Genomic DNA, 19,427 nt, shown 5'->3' on the forward strand with positions numbered 1-19,427 from the left:
TAATCATCTTAAAAGATTAAGCAACTGAATCTTTAAGACCTTTACCAGCTTTAAAGCTAGGTACTTTTGTTGCTTTAATTTGAAGCTCTTCACCAGTTTTAGGGTTACGGCCAGTACGTGCAGCACGTTCTTTAACACTGAAAGTACCGAAACCAACTAAAGTTACTGTGTCACCTTTTTTTAGTGCTTCAGTAATAGACGCAATTGTCGCATCGAGTGCCTTGCCTGCATCAGTCTTAGATACTCCCCCTTTTTCAGCAATTGCATCGATTAATTCTGATTTATTCATGAATAAAACATCCTCTTAATATCGTTTGTTTAAGGTCCAAGGCTATAGTTTAAAAGGCCATGACGCCTTTATAGCAATGCTTTGGGGGAAAACGCAATACTAGAGCAGAGCTTTTAGCAAAAATAAATGCTAAAAAACTGTTATATATTTGCTAAATCCCTACATTTTTTTACTTTTCATTCAATTTTGCCTTCAATTTTTGATTTTCTTCAATTAAAGCATCAACCTTTATATGCAGTTGAACCAAGAGTTGTTCTATGTGCTGTAAGTCCTTAGGAGTAACTAAGCCAATTCTATTTAAAGAATGATTCACACTGGTATCTAAGATTTTTTCAACTTTGTCTTTGGTGTCAGAAACAGACTCTTTGGCTTTTTCGGTTACTTTACCAACAGTTGTATCTGCTAAGTCACCTGTTTTGGACTCAAGCTCTTCACCTACTTTGACTAGCGAGTCAAATAGTTTATTGCCTTCTTCTTCAGCACGAGAAAAAGCACCTAGACCTGCTAACCAGATCTGTTTAGTATACTTTCTAAAATCTAATGCAGACTTCCTAGAACTTTTTGATTTTAATTTATTTTTTTCTCCTTGCTCTTCTACTTGTGTTTCTATATTTGCATTATCCATTGATCTAAGCTCCTGATCGGATGAGACAGACGAAGTCTTATTTAACCACAAAATATTCTTATAATATCAAAGTCAAGACTTGATACATTTATGAAACTGTTCTACAAAACAATCATGTCATGTAAATATATTTAACAGGACATTATGCTAAGTTTGAGATAGGATGTCTCATTCCCTCAATTAATCTCTAATATTTAAGGATAAACTTTTATGAGTGAAACGCAACAAAGACAAAAACATCCACGTCTGTTGCTGAATATTGTTCTAATTATTTTAGAAACTTTTTTCTCATTTATTCTCACCCACGATGGTGTTCTTCGCTTGCAAGCGAAAAAGTTTATCGCTAATAAAATCACAATCCGCATTAATAGCTATTTGCCATTTTTCGACTTCTATGTGCAATTTACTGAAAAAGGCTTGCTATTTGATATTCACTCATATGACCGTCGTATTGACTTAGAAATAAATAGTACACTTATCGATCTTATCAAGATTTTCGCTTTCTCAAATCAACGCAGTTTAAACAACATGCGAATTGATGGAGATTCAGAAACTAAAAAAGAACTCATCGATTTAATTTCACATCTCACATTACCTAAACTTCTAGCAGACTGGAAACAATGGTTCAACACGCCAGATGACGAAGCTGAGACACTTGCTTCACGCAAAAGAATTGCCCCATTACTTGAAAAAATCGATCAACAACGTTCAGAGATCAATTCATTAAATGTAGAAATTAAACAATATCAGAATCGAATTGCACGTTTACAGCAACGCCAACGCAATATTAACTTGTGCTTTGGTATAATTAGCCTAATATTTTTTGCTTATTTGATATATAATTTATGGGCAGCATAATTCATTTTTTTCTATCTTGATCCTACACTTGAATTAAAAATAAAAAAACTTGACTATTTTAGTCGGGATTCATAAAATCCTATTATCTAGTCTTAACATGTGTATCGAATCATGCGCCTTACAACTCGCGGTCGCTACGCAGTGACTGCTCTACTTGATTTAGCTTTGCAGCCAACTGAACAAACGATCACGCTCGCCGAAATTGCCGCACGTCAATCTATTTCAGTTGCTTACTTAGAGCAGTTGTTCGCTAAACTTAAGCGTCATGGGTTAGTTTCTAGTGTTCGCGGTGCAAATGGTGGTTACCATTTGGCTCGAAACGCTGATGAAATTACTGTGTTAGAAATCATTGAAGCCGTAAATGAAACTGTTGATGCAACGCGTTGCGACCATAAAGGTAACTGCCAAAATGGTGCAATGTGTCTGACTCACGATTTATGGCAAGAACTCTCTCATCATATTGCCGACTATTTAGCCAAAATCACTCTTGCCGACCTCATTAGCCGAGACAACGTTCAAACTGTTGCACTACGCCAAAATGTGACTGGCATAGATTCAGCTCTTTTATCGGGTACAGGTATTTGATATGAAACGTCCAATTTATCTTGATTACGCAGCAACCACTCCAGTAGATCCGCAAGTTGCAGAACGTATGATGGAGTGTTTAACTTTCGACGGTACCTTTGGTAATGCTGCATCTCGTTCCCACGCTTATGGCTGGCAAGCAGAAGAAAAAGTTGAATATGCACGTGAGCAAGTCGCAAATTTAATTAAAGCTGACCCACGTGAAATCGTTTGGACTTCTGGTGCAACCGAATCAGATAACCTTGCTCTTAAAGGTGTAGCTCAATTCTACGCTTCTAAAGGCAAACATATCATTACAAGTAAAATTGAACACAAAGCTGTTCTAGATCCTTGTCGTGAATTAGAAGAACAAGGTTTTGAAATTACTTATCTAGAGCCACAGCCACAAACAGGTTTAATTACTCCTGATATGGTTAAGGCTGCCCTTCGCCCAGATACTATTCTTGTTTCTCTTATGATGGTAAACAATGAAATTGGTACAGTTACAGATGTAGCGGCGATTGGTGAATTAACACGTGCCAACAAAACATTTTTCCATGTAGATGCAGCACAAGCAGCTGGTAAAGTTGATATCGACTTATCTACTATGAAAATTGACCTTATGAGTTTCTCTGCTCATAAAATTTATGGTCCAAAAGGTATTGGCGCATTATATGTACGTCGTAGCCCACGTGTTCGCTTAAAAGCACAAATTCATGGTGGTGGTCATGAGCGCGGTATGCGTTCTGGTACTTTGGCTACTCACCAAATCGTAGGTATGGGTGAGGCTTTTGAAATCGCAGGCAAAACAATGCATGCTGAACAAGAGCGTCTTCGTAAACTTCGTGACAAACTTTGGAACGGTTTACAAGATCTTGAACAAGTGTTCTTAAATGGTCATCCAACTCAAAACGTTGCAAACTATTTAAATGTCAGCTTTAACTTTGTTGAAGGTGAATCTTTAATGATGTCGCTTAAAGATGCTGCCGTATCAAGTGGTTCAGCTTGTACTTCTGCAACTTTAGAGCCTTCATATGTTCTTCGCGCATTAGGTTTATCTGATGAGCTTGCACACAGCTCAATTCGCTTTAGTTTTGGTAAATACACGACTGAAGAAGACATTGACCACGTGCTTACAATTACCAAAGCCGCTGTTGAGAAATTACGTGAACTTTCTCCGCTTTGGGATATGTACAAAGAAGGTATCGATCTTTCTACAGTTGAATGGGCAGAACACTAATTATTGAAATTAGTGTTTTAACCCTCATATTAATATTAGGCTGACCCCGAGGTTTGGAGAAGCGAAATGGCTTATAGCGAAAAGGTAATTGATCATTACGAAAATCCACGTAATGTTGGTGTTTTAGACAAAAACTCTGAAAATGTTGGTACAGGTATGGTGGGTGCACCTGCATGTGGCGACGTGATGCGTTTACAGATCCAAGTAAATGACAGTGGCGTAATCGAAGAAGCACGCTTTAAAACTTACGGTTGTGGTTCTGCAATTGCATCAAGTTCTCTTGTAACTGAATGGTTAAAAGGCAAAACTCTTGATGAAGCTCAAGCAATCAAAAATATTGATATTGCGACTGAGTTAGCTCTTCCACCAGTAAAAGTTCACTGCTCTGTTTTAGCTGAAGATGCGATTAAAGCTGCGATTGAAGATTATCGTAGTAAAAAGTCAAAAGCTTAATTTGTTACCATTATAAACGTTGGAGTTTTCATGATTCATTTAACTGAAAATGCTGCGACTCATATTAGCAATTACCTTAAAAACCGAGGTAAGGGTGAAGGCATTCGCGTTGGTGTGAAAACTTCTGGTTGTTCTGGGTTGGCTTATGTTCTCGAGTTTGTAGATGAAATCGATGAACATGATCAAACTTTCGAACAGTTCGGCGTTAAGGTTTTTGTAGATCCGAAAAGCCTAGTTTATTTAGAAGGCTTAGAAATGGACTATGTTAAAAATGGCCTTAATGAAGGGTTCGAATTTAACAATCCTAATAAAAAGGGTGAATGTGGTTGTGGTGAATCTTTCACTGTTTAATCCTCTCCTTTCCTTTTTCTCATTAAAACAGTGTCTATCAAGCACTGTTTTAATGTATTTAATTAACGCGGATCCCATTTCTAATGAATCATTTTGAGTTGTTCAATTTACCTGTGGCACTCGATATCGATTTGGCAAGCTTAAAATCAAATTTCTTGAGTTTGCAGCAACAATATCATCCAGATAAAGCCTCAGATAAAGATCAAGCATTGATCAAATCAAGTGAAATCAATCAAGCTTTTAAAACACTATCACAAGTAGATAGTCGTGCTGCTTATCTTTTAGCTCTTAAGAAGCAAGATCATCATCTTGATCAATCTATTAGTGATTTTGAATTTCTACAATCTGCTTTAGAACTTCGTGAACAACTTGACGAAGCGACAACAACTGAACATTTACGTACTTTAAAGCTAGAAGTACAACAATGGATTGATGGCCTGGTTCGTGAATTCAAAATTGATTACAGTGAAGAAGATTGGGCTGAAGCACGTGATACCGTACGTAAGTTACGTTTCTTTCAACGTGTTTTGAACGATATTGATAAAGCAGAAGATCAACTGTTAGATGAAGAAGACAACTTTGATTTAGACGATGATTTTTAATTTTGCTTTTTCTACTTTATTTTCAAGGGATTTAACTCATGGCACTTTTGCAAATTGCTGAACCGGGTCAATCCAGTGCCCCACACCAACATCGCATTGCGATTGGTATTGACCTAGGAACAACACACTCACTAGTTGCGACAGTGTTATCAGGCAAACCTAAAGTACTCAATGATGTTCAAAATAGAAGATTACTTCCTTCTATCGTTCATTATGGGGACAATACAACTCATTATGGTGAAGAAGCTAAGCCATTTATCATTGCAGATCCAAAAAATACGATTGTATCTGTTAAACGATTTATGGGTCGCTCAAAAGCAGATATTAAGTTTCAGCATCCATATGAATTAGTAGGCTCAGAAAACGAGATGCCTGCTTTTGAAACTCGTGCTGGACGTAAAACACCTGTAGAAATTTCAGCTGAAATTTTAAAACAATTAAAAGATCGTGCTGAAGACAGTCTACAAAATCCTGTTAATGGTGCTGTGATTACAGTTCCTGCTTACTTTGATGAAGCTCAACGCCAAGCAACTCGTGATGCTGCTCAACTTGCTGGTTTAAATGTATTACGTTTATTAAATGAACCTACAGCTGCCGCAGTTGCTTATGGATTGGATCAAGAAAGTAACTTAGAGACCGACCGTAACTATGTAATTTACGATTTAGGCGGTGGTACTTTTGATGTATCAATCTTGCGTTTTTCACAAGGCGTATTTGAAGTCCTAGCGACTGGTGGTCACACAGCTCTAGGTGGTGATGACTTAGACCGTCTAATTGTGAAATGGGCAAAAAAACAGCTTAATATTGATGTATTAAGTAACGAAGACTATGCCGTATTTATAGTCGCAGCGCGTCAAGCTAAAGAACAATTATCTAATCAAGATTCAGTTGAATTAAAGCTGATTGATACAACTCTTACACTAGATCGCCCTACATTTGAAAGCATTATTCAAGTGGCTCTAGATAAAACCATTAGTGTTTGTAAGCGTGTACTACGTGATGCCAAGCTTGAGTTAACTGACATTCAAAATGTTGTTTTGGTAGGTGGTTCTACCCGCTCTTATGCGGTTCAAAAAGCGGTCCGTGACGTTTTTAATCAAGAGCCTCTTTGTACAATCAACCCGGATGAAGTTGTGGCTATTGGTGCCTCGATTACGGCAAATCAGTTAATCGGCAATAGTCAAGATGGTTCACTTCTTTTAGATGTAACGCCTCTTTCTCTTGGGTTAGAAACAATGGGTGGTTTAGTTGAACGCCTAATTTCTCGTAATACCGCTATTCCTGTAGCCCGTCGTCAAGAGTTTACAACTTATCAAGACGGCCAAACTGCCATGTTAATTCATGTAGTTCAGGGTGAGCGTGATTTAGTTGAACATTGCCGCTCATTAGGCAGATTTGTGCTTCATGGTATTCCACCAATGACAGCAGGCCAAGCTCGTATTGAAGTCACTTTCCAAGTTGATGCAGATGGTTTACTCACTGTTTCTGCTCGTGAAACAACTTCTGGTGTACAAGCCTATATTGATATTAAACCATCTTATGGTTTATCTGAAGCAGATACGGAACGCTTATTAATTGAAGGTTTTCAACATGCCGAAGAAGACAAAAATCTTCGTCACTTAAAGGAAACCAAAGTTGAAGCAGAACGTGAACTTGAGGCTCTAGAGCAAGCATTAAAAGTAGATGCAGATTTACTTGATGAAAACCAGCGTGAAGCTCTTAACTCTGCAAAAGAATCCTTGAAAGCTCAGCTTGAAGGCAGCGATATCCAAGCGATTGAGCAAGCAGTTCAACAGCTTAAAGTACATAGTGATGCGTTTGCAGCACTACGAATGAATCGACATATTGACCATGCCTTAAAAGGCACAAAACTCGACGATTGGTCAAAATCAAACTAAAAGGTATAGGTGATCAATATGCCACGTATTAAAGTACTTCCTCATGCTCAGATTTGTCCCGAAGGCGCAGAATTTGAGGTTGAACAAAATGCAAATCTTTGCCAGAGCCTGCTCAACAAAGGTATCAAAATCGAACACGCTTGTGACATGTCATGCGCATGTACAACTTGCCATGTAATTGTTCGCAAAGGTTTTGATAGCTTAGAAGAAATGAATGATGTTGAAGCCGATCTTTTAGACCGTGCTTGGGGCTTAGAGCCAGACTCTCGTCTTTCATGCCAAGTTAAAATCGTAGATGAAGATCTTGAAATCGAGATTCCGAAATACACAATTAATCATGCATCAGAAAATCATTAAAATATAATAGTGAAAAAGCTGCTTCGGCAGCTTTTTTTATTAATAAAATTTATATTTGGTTTTGCTTTTGATCGATATTTATCTGCTTAACTTCGTCTTCAAGTTTAAGCTGAGCAACACCTTGAGTATTAATCAAAGTTTGTTGAACTTTAATGCGTTGAATCATTTTTTCAAGCACTTCAACCAACTCTGGATATTCGTAGTTCTGTACTTCTTCTAAGTTCAGGACTAAATGAAAACCTTTATACTCATAATCAAACCATTGCTGATGATCTGACTTGTTACCTGTATATTTTTCCATGACTTGCCATGTTTTTACTGCACCTTGAATACCTTTTAAATAAATAGGTGTTTTAGGTGCACATAGAAAATCACTTTTAATAAGTTGATAAGTATCATCAGAAATGAGTATCTCATCGATTTCAGCAGCATATTGTAAACGTGCCGCCAAATTTACATCACGACCCACAATCGTATAAGCCATACGATGTGTTGCCCCGTAGTTCCCAACGTGGCAATAACCCGTACTAATCCCCATACGGATATGTAAGGCTGAATATCCCATTTTCTTCCAGCGTTCGCGCAACAACTTCATTTGCTGACGCATAGCAATTGCCATTTCTACACATGATTTGGCATCTTGCTCAACACCTTGTGAGTTCGGATCTCCAAAAAATATGAGAATCGCATCTCCCATAAATTTATCAACAGTCGCCTCGTATTGCTTCGCAATTTCAGTCATATGACTTAAATAGTCATTAAGCAAAAAAGCCAAATCATCTGGAATTAAGGTTTCGGATAACTCCGTAAAACCCTGAATATCAGAAAAGAATACTGTCATTTTCTTACGTTTATATTCAATTTTTGCCTCAGCCTCACCGCGCATAATAGATTGCCATAGCTGTAATGGCGCATAGCGGCTTAACTGATTAGCAAAAGCAATATAACGTGTCATTTGGTCATAATAATGCTGACGTTGCTGACTAATTTTTTTGACCCAGCGATGTTGGTAGTAATTTCCAATGGTTATAAACATAACCAGACCAAGCAAAGTAATTACTGTAAGTTCTTGGCTCGTAGCTTCAAAATATGGATGGAAACCGAATAGGAAAAAAGTACTTAAATAAAAAATAATCGCACCAAGTAAGCTCGTTAAGCAAATCACTGCAAACGAAATACGACTATTAATAGCTGAGTAAAATAAAGCAAAAACTGCAATAAATGTTGGAACAAGATTAAGGTGTACTCCTGCAAGAGTAACTGCCACCACAATCGTGTCTATCGCAAAAAAAACACTTTTTTGTGTTTTCTTATCAAATTGATACTGTAACCAATGTTCTAATTTAGAACTGATAAAAAGTAAAAAAAGAAAAAAAGGAGGAATATAGATTTGATAATTAGTATTTGGTGAGGTGAAAGCATAGATCACTAAAATCAATGACAGAATTGAATATCCCATCAAACGATGAAAATATGCAAACTGTTTAGGTTCTCGATCTATAAACCTCTCTAATTGCACCCTATCCTCCACATTTCAATGTAGCCACACTGAGATGTGGCATTACATTGATTTAATCCATGCGCCAATCAAAAGGCATATCACCTTGACCACGTAAAGCAAGCATAAGGGTCTGACGCATATGAGCTAAAACATCACTTGTGTATGGCACTGCTGGTGTACCCCACACTGGTTTAGGCCAAGCTACGTCATTTTGATAGCGGACAACATGATGGAAATGTAATTGAGGTACCATATTACCTAGAGCTGCAACATTCATTTTGTCAGCACGAAAAACACGAGCTAACTGGCTAGATAACCAGCTTGATTCACGTAAAAACTGTTCTTGGTCAGCTTGGCTCAATTCGTATAATTCCGTGATTCCTGGTACACGTGGTACTAAAATCAACCAAGGAAATTGCATATCATTCATTAAACGACATGTTGAAAGCGGAAAATCGCCTACAAAAAAAGTATCTTGAGCAAGTTGTGGATGCAAACTAAACATATCTTTTATAAATGACAATAAACAATAATGGCTAATACTATCACATCAGTTTTGATGTGAATATTATTAGTAGCCTGTTTGCTTACAAATAATAATGATTTTATGCACTTATTCATATCTCAAGGTATAAATAGTGCATAACTTTCAATTGTAGCAATACAAATGTCTTACTCAGTTATCGTTTATAAAAAAACATATCTCAGACATGTAGTTCACTCATCAATTTTTGTAGTAGATCATTGATAAATTGAATCCGTTTTTCATACTCTTCGAGCTGAACCATTACCTTTAAACGTTGACCACCTTCCATACGATAATAGGTCGGATTCTTTTGCATCAATTGAATAATACTAATGGCTTGAACTGGGGTATCTGGTGAGAATTCAACATGTCCCCCCTGAGTATTAATATCAATTTTTGTAATACCTAAATGTTCTGCTTTTAAGCGAATCTGATGCACACTAAACAAATGCTTAACCGACTGTGGAGGAACACCAAAACGGTCTATCAGTTCCATTCGAATATTATCTAATTTTTCCTGAGTATCGGTACTACTAATACGCTTATAGAATAATAATCTTTGATGAACATCGCCTAAGTAATCATCCGGGATAAGCGCAGGAATATGTAAATTAATTTCAGCAGTTAACGACAATGGTGCATCAAAATTCGGCGTTTTACCTTGTTGAATTGCTTTGGTCGCTTTCTCAAGCATTTCCATATACAAGCTATATCCTATCGCTTGCATTGAACCACTTTGTTGCTCACCCAATAACTCACCAGCACCACGAATTTCTAAATCTTCAGTAGCAAGCATGAAACCTGCACCCAATGTAGAAGCTCGTTGAATTGCATCAAGGCGTTTTTCAGCATCACCTTTCAAGTGTTTGATTGAAGGTATCAATAAATAAGCATAAGCCTGATGATGTGAACGACCTACGCGGCCACGTAGTTGGTGTAATTGCGCTAAACCAAGCTTATCTGCACGTTCAATTATGATTGTATTGGCATTTGGAACATCAATACCCGTTTCAATAATAGTTGAACATACCAGTACATTATATTCTTTGTGATAGAACTGCTGCATGACTTGCTCAAGCTCACGTTCACGCATTTGTCCATGTGCCACAGCTACGCGTGCTTCAGGTACAAGAACACGGATATTTTCAGCAGCTCGTTCAATGGTATCTACTTCATTATGCAAGAAGTAAACTTGTCCACCACGTAATAACTCACGCAAAACTGCTTCTTTAATCGAGGCATCTGTATGCTCTTGTACGAAGGTTTTCACTGCTAAACGACGTGCAGGCGGAGTTGCAATAATTGACAAATCACGCATACCAGAGAAAGCCATATTAAGCGTACGAGGAATTGGTGTTGCTGTAAGAGTCAACATATCAACATCGGCACGTAAAGCTTTAATTCGCTCTTTATCGCGTACACCAAAGCGATGTTCTTCGTCTACAACCATTAGACCCAAATCTTTAAACTGAACATTTTCTTGTAATAGCTTATGTGTACCTACCACAATATCGACTTTACCATCAGCCAAGTCTTCAATATTTTTCACATGAGTTTTGTTTGAGCCAAATCGTGATAATACTTCTATACGGACAGGCCAATCAGCAAAACGGTCTTTAAAAGACTCATAGTGCTGTTGAGCGAGCAATGTAGTAGGAACTAAAACTGCAACTTGTTTACCATTTTGTACTGCAACAAACGCTGCACGCATGGCAACTTCAGTTTTACCAAAACCTACATCGCCACACACCAATCTATCCATTGGTTTTGCTTGTTGCATATCGTACAGTGTGGCTTCAATTGCATTGGCCTGATCAAGCGTTTCTTCGTACGCAAAGCCGCTTGCAAATTGCATATAAAGCGATTGATCTAATTCAAAAGCAAAGCCAGGTTTTGATTGACGACGTGCCTGTATATGTAAAAGTTCGGCTGCAACATCATGAATTTGTTCTAAAGCCTTACGTTTTGCCTTACTCCAAGCATCTGTACCAATTTTATGTAATGGTGCTAAATCTGGATCACCACCACTATAACGGCTAATCAGATGCAAGTTTGTTACTGGGACATAAACTTTAGCATCTTCAGCATAATCGAGTTGCAAGAACTCATAGTCTTGCCCTTCGATAGCAAGTGTAATTAAGCCAGCATAACGCCCCACGCCATGATCAATATGCACAACAGGAGCACCAATACTAAGCTCAGTTAAGCTTCGAATCAGAAATTCTTCAGAAACTTCCTGTTGTCGCTTACGACGACGCTGTACAACTCGGTGTTCATAAAGCTGATTTTCTGAAATAACTGTTAATTGATCAGTTATAAGTAAGCCACGGTCTAAAGGTGCATTGGTAATCGCAATTGCAAATTGACTGGTTTTGAATTGCTCAAAATTCTCTACATTCGGAATTTCCCCCAAACTTGAACGCAATGCATCTTTTAAACTTTCTCGACGTCCTGCACTTTCCGCAACTAATAGAACAGGATGGTTTGCATCATCAATATATTTTTTTACAGCGGTAAATGGTTTTTCTTTTTTGGGATCGACTGGTAATTTAGGAGGTTGTTCAGTTTTAAGGTTAAGTGCACCAGCTTTTTCTTCAACCGTTTCCGCACTCACAAGCATTCGTGGAAACTGATTTAAAGCACTCAACAAATGATTTGGAGAAATAAATAACTCTTCAGGAGCAAGAATAGGTTGATCAATATTATGGCGTCGATCTTCATAACGACGCATAACTTCTTTCCAGAAGTTTGTTAAATCGATATCAACATCATTAGTTGTAATTACAATACAATTCTTTGGTAAGTACGTTGTAAACATACTTTGCGATTGCATTTGTTCTTTATCAAAAAATAAAGGTAAATAAAACTCAATTCCTGGAGATGCTATACCATCTAAAACATCTTGATAAATTGGATTTTTCTTAGGGTTTGCTGTCGGGAAAAACTCAGAATAACGATCTCTAAAAACTGACCGTGCTTCTTTTAATGGAAATTCCTTAGCAGGTAAAACTGTAAAACTTTTTAGCGTTGTAGTTGTTCTTTGGGTTTCAGGATCAAAGAATTTTAAAGAATCAATTTCATCATCAAATAGGTCTATACGGATAGGAGCTTCTTGCCCAGATGCAAAAATATCCATAATACTGCCACGTACCGCAAATTCCCCATGATCATATACTGTATCTACTAAGTGGTAGCCAGCCTGAACCAATCTTAATTTTTGCTGTTCTAAATCAAATTTTTGTCCCACTTTTATATCAAAGTGTTTACCTAAAACCCATGAATAAGGTGCAACGCGTTGAGCCAAAGTACTTGCTGAGATGAGTAATACGCCTTGATGCGGCATATTCGATAAAATCGCAAGACGCTCCGAGACAATATCCTGATGCGGAGATAACCGATCATAAGGCAAAATTTCCCAATCAGGGAAAATTGTCGGTTTTATTCCATAAAACTCAAGTTCACTTTCTAATTGTGCAACATGCTGGTTATTTCGAGCGACTAAAACTAATAAAGAAGAATGCTGAGTCGCAATTTCTTTAAGCAATAAAGCGGCTGATGAACCTAATAATGACCCCACCCAACGCTTTTCACCGGCCTTGAGCTGTTGCAAATTCAATTGAGAGATTTCTTGTTGAAACATGTATATGGCTTTTATGAGCTAAAAAGATATGAGGTTAATAGTAGCATGATGTTTTTATTGAATTGAGTTATTTTTCTGAAATCAAGCTACTACTTTACGATACTTTTTTATAGTTCTTAAACAAATGTTTGAACTTATTTATCACGTAGAAACATCACATAATATTGGTTCAATATTTGTATGATTGCTTTAAGTTCAAGTAACTTTTCTTGAGTATTACCCAATCTTTCAACATAGCGCTGATTTGCAATCTCTAAGTCGATTTTTTCATTAATTTGTGGCGTAATTTGAAATAACTTACGTAAATCATCAAAGTTCTGTAATTTACGATTTGAAAAATATTCAAGATGCTCTGACCATTTTTCGTTAATGACAATATTTTTAATTACGGGTCCACGCTCAGAATCAAAACTAAGTTGATTCTCTTGTAAATATATTTGCTCTGGTGACTCTTTCGAGCCTTGAAAAAGCTGGTTTAACTTTTTAAACATTTCATCACATCATATTAGTTTCAATGTAAATAATGGAGGCAACTTATTCGCCTCCATCACTTATGCTTAATTAATTTCTAGCGACTATTCGTCACCCAAATCATCTAGGAAATCTACAGTCGGTACAAAAAATAAAGTACCTGTTTGCGCAGTACTAAAGTCAAGTAAACGGTCAAGATGACCTTGTTCATTTCCTAGGAACATATTTTCAAGCATTTGGCGTGTTGTACTAAATTTACGAGAATAACCAATAAAAAAAGTACCGTATTCATTTTTTGAAGGATTCGAGAAAGGCATATTGGCACGCATAATTTTTAGTTCATTGCCCTCTGCATCATGCGCTTTACTTACCACATTATGGGCGGTTAAAGGCTTTTCATCATCACCGAGTTCAACATCATTAAACTTCTTGCGTCCAATCACTTTTTCTTGTTCTGCATCGCTTAAAGCACGCCATTTTTCCATGTCATGAGTATATTTTTGAATAAATGCATAACTTCCCCCGATAAACTCAGGATCTTCACTACCCACTAGCGCCCACTGCGCAGCAATGACAGGTTCAGGGTTTTCTGTCCCATCTACAAAGCCAATAATCGCTCGACCATCGAAATAACGGAAACCATGTACTTCATCGATTGGATAAGTCACTTTACCCAACTGTTCATTGATTATGCTTCCCAATTCATAGCAGAGAGCTTGTCGATCAGCACGAATATGAAAGAATAAATCACCAGGTGTTGAAACAGCTGTGTACTTTGGGCCTTTTATTTCTTGGAATGTTTCTAATTCTTGAGGCTTTGCTTGCTCTGGAAATAAAACATCCCATGCATTTGAGCTAAAACCGAATGTGGCATTAAATTTACTTTCTGGATAACGATTAGACAAACTTCGAGTTAACGCTGAAAAATTAGCAGCAAAATCTTTTACTTTTTCTACAACAGAATCACCTTGAGCTAACCCCAATACAATAAATAATGCATTTTCTCCAGGATGACTTGTTACTGGCTGAATTCTCATACATTCCATAAAAACAGGCCTTATTTTTCACAATTTACGGTAGTAATTTAGCATACTCATTTTTTTATCGTACGATTTCTTATTCTTTTTATGTCTTGAAAGAGACTGAATTTCTCCAATCTCTTTTAAGTTTTTTTAATTTATCTTAACTACCATATTGTTGTTTTAAATATTTTACAATTTGAGCAGATTCAAACATTTTAACCCCTGTATTTGGGTCAACCAGATAAGGTACTTGCATTTTACCTTGCATAATCGGCAACAACTTTTCTCTTTTCCCATCTTTTAAAGGTACATATTTACCCGGTTTTAAGCGAAGAATAGCAGGTCCCATATCTTGCCATCTTTCTTTTGCAACATTATGCAAAATATAAGGAATTTCAAGTTCACATAACAAACCTCTTACTACTCTCGAATATGGGCTTGCTTCAAAACTCCATAGTTCAAGTTTTTGCTCAGGTGCAACTCTATTTACTATTTTTTTATTAATCCAGACTCCACGTGCACCATTCAATAACGTTCCTGCAAATGCCAGATATGGCATTTTTGGATAATTTGAAAATTTCTGAGGTGTTTGTCCTGTCTTTCCATAATGTTTAAATAAGTGATGAATAATATCTTGTGATTCGTATAGCTTATCGCCTGTATTTTCATCAATAAAAAAAGGAAACTGTAATTTACCGCCTATTTGTTTTACAACTGAACGATACTTTGTTCCTCCTTTAGGGCACGGATAAATTTCAACATCCAAATTCAAAAGTGTAATCACTTCACGAACACGACGACAAAATGGTGAACCCTCAAATTCATAGAGTTTTAATGCTTTAACAGGTTGATTAGGAAATGCTGTACCTGTAACCCCTCTACCACCCTCAGCAATTGCAGATGCTACTGCTTGCAGCACTTTAATTTGATGATTCACCATGTCATGTTCCTTTATATTGTGGAGCTAAACTAATTTTTCCTTAGCAATCACAATTCCATTGTTATCTGCATAAATGAAATCTCCAGATTGAATTGTGACTCCACCAAAATACAAAGGAAGATCTACTTCACCAATGCCCTTACGATTACTTTTTTGTGGAATTGCTGCCAATGCATGTACACCTAAATCCAGAGTTGCAAGTGCATCAACATCTCGTACACAGCCGTAAATAATCACGCCATTCCAGTTATTTTTAACTGCCGACTCAGCAATCATATCTCCCATAAGTGCACAGCGCATTGAAGCACCACCATCCACAACCAACACCTTCCCTGTACCATCCGTTGCCAATAACTCTTTTACACGTGAGTTATCTTCAAAGCACTTTACAGTTACAACTTGTCCACCAAAGGTTTGACGCGCACCATAACTTTTAAAGAACTTACCATCCATTGAGGGTATGACCACTTGTAAATCTTTTTCTGGGTTATCATCCAATAAATCACATGTCACAAATGGTACTGTAGACACTTTTATTCTCCCTTATCGAGTTTGCTGTATGCTCAGATTATCATATCGCTTAAATGCTTCAATTTGCGCTAGCGCCGCTACGACCATGGTATGAGCCAATTGCTCAGCAGTAACGGGTTTATATTTGAATGGTTTATGCCATTTATTTTCAATGAATTTAAATAGGCTTTGTCCTAAATCTTCAATAAAACGCACATCGCTACGTTTACCAATTAATAAAGATGGTTGGAAAATCGATAATTTTTCAATATCTAAACTTTGAATATAGTCTTCGAGTTGTCCTTTTACTTTATTGTAAAAAACTGGTGACTTAGCATTTGCTCCAAGCGCACTCACAATTAAGAAATGAATATATTTATCTTGGATCAAGTCGGCAAAATGAGCATTTATTTCATAGTCAACAGCATAAAAGGCTTGCTTTGAACCTGCTATTTTTAGAGTTGTACCTAAGCAGCTAAATGCATGAGTATGATCATTTACGTCTTCGTCATTAAGTAATAAAAAATCCTCTATGACTAGTTGAGTAACTTTTTTATATGTATTAAATAGTTGCGATTCTTTTCTTACTACTACCGTAATTGCTTCAAATTCTGGTGTTTGCTCAAGCTGTTCTACAAGAGCTAAACCAACAAGTCCTGTAGCACCTACTACAATTGCTTTTTTCTTGCTTATAGTCATTTTTTATCCAACCTTCTTTAAGTTTGTTTCAAATTTAACCTTTTCTTACGCTTTTAGCAGCCCCTAAAACCGCTTAAAATGCTCGCAAGGCTTGACTTCACGGTGTTGATTCATCACAATATGGCACTTGTTTACGGGCTGGTGATGGTTACACCAGTTTACTGGATTGACCACAGCCCGCCCAGACCAACTTATTTTCAAGGAGTGCAAGAGTGGCAAACTCTGCTCAAGCTAAAAAACGTGCGCGTCAAAACGTTACAGCGCGTAAACACAACGCAAGCTTGCGTTCTATGGTTCGTACTTACATCAAACGTACTTTAAGTGCAATCGCTGGTGGTGATTATGCAGTTGCTACAGAAGCTTACAAAAAAGCTGTTCCTGTAATCGACCGCATGGCTGATAAAGGCATCATCCACAAAAATAAAGCTGCTCGTCATAAGAGCCGTTTAAATGCTCAAGTTAAAGCGTTAGCTAACTAATTTGAAGCATATAAAAAAAGCCCAATAGGGCTTTTTTTATTATCTATATTTTTTGCTTTTACTGTTCATTATGAAATTTTGATACGTCCAACTCATAAGCCTTTCCTCTCCAAATCCACTTTAATTTACAGTTGGGAAATTCATCCCCTTCAAACCATACAAACAAACCTTCCATCATTGCAGGCCAATCTGCCTTTTGTATCTGATTATTACCCGAAATTACAGCAACAATCGCAGCAATGATTGTGTCATGACTAACAGCTAAACTTAACCCACTTTTCGTTTTAGGATGAGTCTGATAAATTAGCTCCAACACGTCTAAAACACCCGTAATGGGATGTTTCATACCAGGTAATGCGTTATTCACAAAACTATTAATAAAACCCAAAGCCCCTTGTTTACGAAAATAAGGAGCAGCCTGTTGAATATCGAGTACAAAGCTCCCAGGTTCTACTAGTAAGCCTTGTTCAACAATTTCAATTGTATGTGTATTCGGCTCAGGGCTTACCCCATCTGCACCTTCAATCATAAGCGCCGCAGTATCTACACAACGTTGGATTGGACTAGATATACAGTGTTGAATCACACGGTCCGTATTTTTAATTAAATAGCTTCCCCATGCTTGTGCTAGCTCACGCCCTTGAGGAGTAAGTTGCAAATCGTATCCTGCCAAGCCTTGCCCATCGACCAACTCTCTCAGCGAGTGCCGTGTAAAAAGGGTTACAGGGGTTGAAGCATCTGGCAATAAATCAATTGCTTCAAACATGCTTTTAGGCAATAAATCGAGTGCCATTTTATCGTGTCATCTTTTTTCAATACTTTGTCACTATAACATGTCTGGCATAACTCTCAATCCAAAACACCCGATTGAGCCAAAGCTTCAAATGCTATTTTTTTGCTTTCCTGATCACGAAATGCGATAAAGCCCCCGTTTAATACAGTATCACGCTGGTTATATTCAAAGGGTTTACCTTTTAAGGTGAGTACCCCCCCACCTATACTCTCTAATAATCCCTGACCTGAGCTGGTATCCCATTCAGAGGTAGGATGAAATCTAGGGTAAATATCAATCTCACCTTCTAACATCATGCAAAACTTATAAGCACTACCCGCTTCACGTCGAATCACGGTACGGTTTTTTTCAATCGGTTCAATAAATTTATGATATTTCGGATTTTTACTACTGTGGCTTAAACCAATTTGTACAGGTGCTTGTGTTGAATACGGCTCTTTTTGATATTGGTACCATTGTTGTTGGCTAAAGCTATATTTAAAAGGCAACTCTTTTAAATAACCCAAATAAACAACCTGTTCACAAGGTACAACGATTACAGAGAAGATAGTTTCACGCCCTTCAATCAAACTCAAGTTTATCGTGAACTCATCCCGCTCATGTATGAACTCTTTGGTACCATCAAGCGGATCTAACATCCAGCAAGAAAACCAGTCATGGCGAGCGCTATAGTCACTTTCTTCTGATAAGACAGGTAACTCTGGTGTAATTTCTGCAAGATGTTTTAATAAAAATTGATTTACCTTTAAATCTGCCTGAGTTACAGGTGAATCATCATGTTTTTCTTGAATATTAAACTCATATCCTGCTGAATAGTTTTGATATTCTTGTAATAAAATCTGACTAGCCTCTTCCAAGATTGGTAGCAGCTGTTCAATTAAGGCATCATTGGGACGAGTTGTTGTTATAAACATAAATAAGCTCTATTTACTTTCCTTTTCATTATAAGTGAATTATGACAAATTCAGTATTCAACAAGAGTCTAGTATCCTTAAAAATACATTCTTTTTAATTGAATCATTACAATTTTTTCATAAGCTTTGCTTTAAATTTTGAATCAGTAAAGTACTTATATTCAAAAGAAAATAACATTAATTTTTGTATATAAATTCTATTCTAACTTATGAAAAATAAACAACTTAACATAAATTCAAACATTTCATTTTCAAGCATTTCTTGTTATGTTCAATAGTACAATAACAAAACGGAAGACTAAAATATGATGCTATATGGATATCATTTCTCAACAATTGAAAATAACTGGGAAGACTTAACCCCATTAAACGAGTTTTTACAAACATTTGCAGACGATGATGGTGATGTGTCTCAAAGAGACAAAGAATCACTTAAAGAAATTATTGCTAAGTCAGATACCGCTTTAGCTTTGGCTAAAGAAATGGGTTGGGACGGTAGCTATACAGGTTGCCCTTATTTATTTTGGTTACCAAGTAAAAATACTCAATCGTTTGAATATGGCTTTGTATTTAAACAAACCTCAGATAACTCAACTTTTGTAATTTCACCAATTGAATTGGCTTATCTAGCACATGATGATCAGGTACAAACTTTAAGTAAGAATATTGACTAAGTATAAAGGGTTGTTGACTTA

General features: G+C 37.0%; 22 protein-coding genes. 10 read left to right on the forward strand and 12 right to left on the reverse strand.

Annotation, left to right across the window (positions count from 1 at the left end; all coding sequences use genetic code 11):
- Nucleotides 1–16: 16 nt before the first annotated feature.
- Complete coding sequence (locus I8T81_RS10455; RefSeq protein WP_001043034.1) at nucleotides 17–289, reverse strand: HU family DNA-binding protein; 273 nt, start codon at nucleotides 287–289, stop codon at nucleotides 17–19.
- Nucleotides 290–458: 169 nt separating this feature from the next.
- A complete protein-coding gene (locus tag I8T81_RS10460) occupies nucleotides 459–914 on the reverse strand; it encodes a phasin family protein (RefSeq protein WP_004701909.1) in 456 nt (151 codons plus the stop codon).
- Between the two features lie 210 nt (nucleotides 915–1,124).
- Between I8T81_RS10460 and I8T81_RS10465 the strand changes: the two genes are divergently transcribed.
- From I8T81_RS10465 to fdx, 8 genes are all read left to right on the forward strand, one after another.
- Nucleotides 1,125–1,772, forward strand: a complete 648-nt coding sequence (locus I8T81_RS10465; protein ID WP_004701910.1) for a hypothetical protein — start codon at nucleotides 1,125–1,127, stop codon at nucleotides 1,770–1,772.
- A 111-nt stretch (nucleotides 1,773–1,883) separates the two neighbouring features.
- A complete protein-coding gene (locus I8T81_RS10470; protein ID WP_004701912.1) occupies nucleotides 1,884–2,357 on the forward strand; it encodes an Rrf2 family transcriptional regulator in 474 nt (157 codons plus the stop codon).
- A 1-nt stretch (nucleotide 2,358) separates the two neighbouring features.
- A complete protein-coding gene (locus tag I8T81_RS10475; RefSeq protein ID WP_077168537.1) occupies nucleotides 2,359–3,576 on the forward strand; it encodes an IscS subfamily cysteine desulfurase in 1,218 nt (405 codons plus the stop codon).
- Between the two features lie 66 nt (nucleotides 3,577–3,642).
- Nucleotides 3,643–4,029: a Fe-S cluster assembly scaffold IscU gene (gene iscU / locus I8T81_RS10480; protein ID WP_002049835.1), complete on the forward strand. Its 387-nt coding sequence runs from the start codon at nucleotides 3,643–3,645 to the stop codon at nucleotides 4,027–4,029.
- A 30-nt stretch (nucleotides 4,030–4,059) separates the two neighbouring features.
- Nucleotides 4,060–4,380, forward strand: a complete 321-nt coding sequence (gene iscA, locus I8T81_RS10485; RefSeq protein ID WP_004701917.1) for an iron-sulfur cluster assembly protein IscA — start codon at nucleotides 4,060–4,062, stop codon at nucleotides 4,378–4,380.
- Nucleotides 4,381–4,463: 83 nt separating this feature from the next.
- Nucleotides 4,464–4,982: a Fe-S protein assembly co-chaperone HscB gene (gene hscB / locus I8T81_RS10490; protein ID WP_198071095.1), complete on the forward strand. Its 519-nt coding sequence runs from the start codon at nucleotides 4,464–4,466 to the stop codon at nucleotides 4,980–4,982.
- A gap of 38 nt (nucleotides 4,983–5,020) precedes the next feature.
- A complete protein-coding gene (gene hscA, locus I8T81_RS10495; RefSeq protein WP_086497283.1) occupies nucleotides 5,021–6,880 on the forward strand; it encodes a Fe-S protein assembly chaperone HscA in 1,860 nt (619 codons plus the stop codon).
- Between the two features lie 18 nt (nucleotides 6,881–6,898).
- Nucleotides 6,899–7,237: an ISC system 2Fe-2S type ferredoxin gene (gene fdx / locus I8T81_RS10500; protein WP_002049779.1), complete on the forward strand. Its 339-nt coding sequence runs from the start codon at nucleotides 6,899–6,901 to the stop codon at nucleotides 7,235–7,237.
- Nucleotides 7,238–7,286: 49 nt separating this feature from the next.
- On the opposite strand, the gene I8T81_RS10505 is transcribed toward fdx, so the two are convergent.
- The 8 genes from I8T81_RS10505 to I8T81_RS10540 all read right to left on the reverse strand — a co-directional run bounded on the left by I8T81_RS10505 (nucleotide 7,287) and on the right by I8T81_RS10540 (nucleotide 16,546).
- Nucleotides 7,287–8,756 (reverse strand): adenylate/guanylate cyclase domain-containing protein, encoded by a 1,470-nt coding sequence (locus tag I8T81_RS10505; protein ID WP_019459027.1) that lies wholly within the window; start codon nucleotides 8,754–8,756, stop codon nucleotides 7,287–7,289.
- A 52-nt stretch (nucleotides 8,757–8,808) separates the two neighbouring features.
- The gene (locus I8T81_RS10510) at nucleotides 8,809–9,243 is read right to left on the reverse strand and encodes an HIT domain-containing protein (RefSeq protein WP_004701924.1); all 435 of its coding nucleotides are present in this window, start codon (nucleotides 9,241–9,243) and stop codon (nucleotides 8,809–8,811) included.
- A 199-nt stretch (nucleotides 9,244–9,442) separates the two neighbouring features.
- Nucleotides 9,443–12,904, reverse strand: a complete 3,462-nt coding sequence (mfd, locus tag I8T81_RS10515; protein WP_198071097.1) for a transcription-repair coupling factor — start codon at nucleotides 12,902–12,904, stop codon at nucleotides 9,443–9,445.
- 134 nt (nucleotides 12,905–13,038) lie between these two features.
- Nucleotides 13,039–13,395, reverse strand: a complete 357-nt coding sequence (locus tag I8T81_RS10520; protein WP_198071098.1) for a hypothetical protein — start codon at nucleotides 13,393–13,395, stop codon at nucleotides 13,039–13,041.
- Between the two features lie 84 nt (nucleotides 13,396–13,479).
- Nucleotides 13,480–14,412, reverse strand: a complete 933-nt coding sequence (locus tag I8T81_RS10525; RefSeq protein WP_086497280.1) for a Dyp-type peroxidase — start codon at nucleotides 14,410–14,412, stop codon at nucleotides 13,480–13,482.
- Nucleotides 14,413–14,557: 145 nt separating this feature from the next.
- The gene (locus tag I8T81_RS10530; RefSeq protein WP_086497279.1) at nucleotides 14,558–15,337 is read right to left on the reverse strand and encodes a glutathione S-transferase N-terminal domain-containing protein; all 780 of its coding nucleotides are present in this window, start codon (nucleotides 15,335–15,337) and stop codon (nucleotides 14,558–14,560) included.
- A gap of 24 nt (nucleotides 15,338–15,361) precedes the next feature.
- A complete protein-coding gene (rraA, locus tag I8T81_RS10535; protein WP_198071100.1) occupies nucleotides 15,362–15,868 on the reverse strand; it encodes a ribonuclease E activity regulator RraA in 507 nt (168 codons plus the stop codon).
- Nucleotides 15,869–15,880: 12 nt separating this feature from the next.
- Nucleotides 15,881–16,546 carry a Rossmann-fold NAD(P)-binding domain-containing protein gene (locus tag I8T81_RS10540; RefSeq protein ID WP_191106473.1) on the reverse strand — a complete coding sequence of 222 codons (666 nt, stop codon included), beginning with the start codon at nucleotides 16,544–16,546 and terminating at the stop codon, nucleotides 15,881–15,883.
- 212 nt (nucleotides 16,547–16,758) lie between these two features.
- Here I8T81_RS10540 and rpsT point away from each other — a divergent pair, with 212 nt between their 5' ends.
- Nucleotides 16,759–17,025, forward strand: coding sequence for a 30S ribosomal protein S20 (gene rpsT / locus I8T81_RS10545; protein ID WP_002117906.1), 267 nt, complete (start codon nucleotides 16,759–16,761; stop codon nucleotides 17,023–17,025).
- A gap of 58 nt (nucleotides 17,026–17,083) precedes the next feature.
- Here rpsT and I8T81_RS10550 read toward each other — a convergent pair whose 3' ends face one another.
- Entirely contained in the window at nucleotides 17,084–17,818 is a 735-nt protein-coding gene (locus I8T81_RS10550) for a histidine phosphatase family protein (protein WP_049065819.1), read from the reverse strand.
- 56 nt (nucleotides 17,819–17,874) lie between these two features.
- Nucleotides 17,875–18,732 (reverse strand): 3'(2'),5'-bisphosphate nucleotidase CysQ family protein, encoded by an 858-nt coding sequence (locus I8T81_RS10555; protein WP_198071101.1) that lies wholly within the window; start codon nucleotides 18,730–18,732, stop codon nucleotides 17,875–17,877.
- Between the two features lie 305 nt (nucleotides 18,733–19,037).
- Between I8T81_RS10555 and I8T81_RS10560 the strand changes: the two genes are divergently transcribed.
- Nucleotides 19,038–19,406, forward strand: a complete 369-nt coding sequence (locus tag I8T81_RS10560) for a hypothetical protein (protein WP_039251368.1) — start codon at nucleotides 19,038–19,040, stop codon at nucleotides 19,404–19,406.
- Nucleotides 19,407–19,427: the final 21 nt, after the last annotated feature.

Source organism: Acinetobacter seifertii (genome assembly GCF_016064815.1).
GTDB lineage: Bacteria > Pseudomonadota > Gammaproteobacteria > Pseudomonadales > Moraxellaceae > Acinetobacter > Acinetobacter seifertii.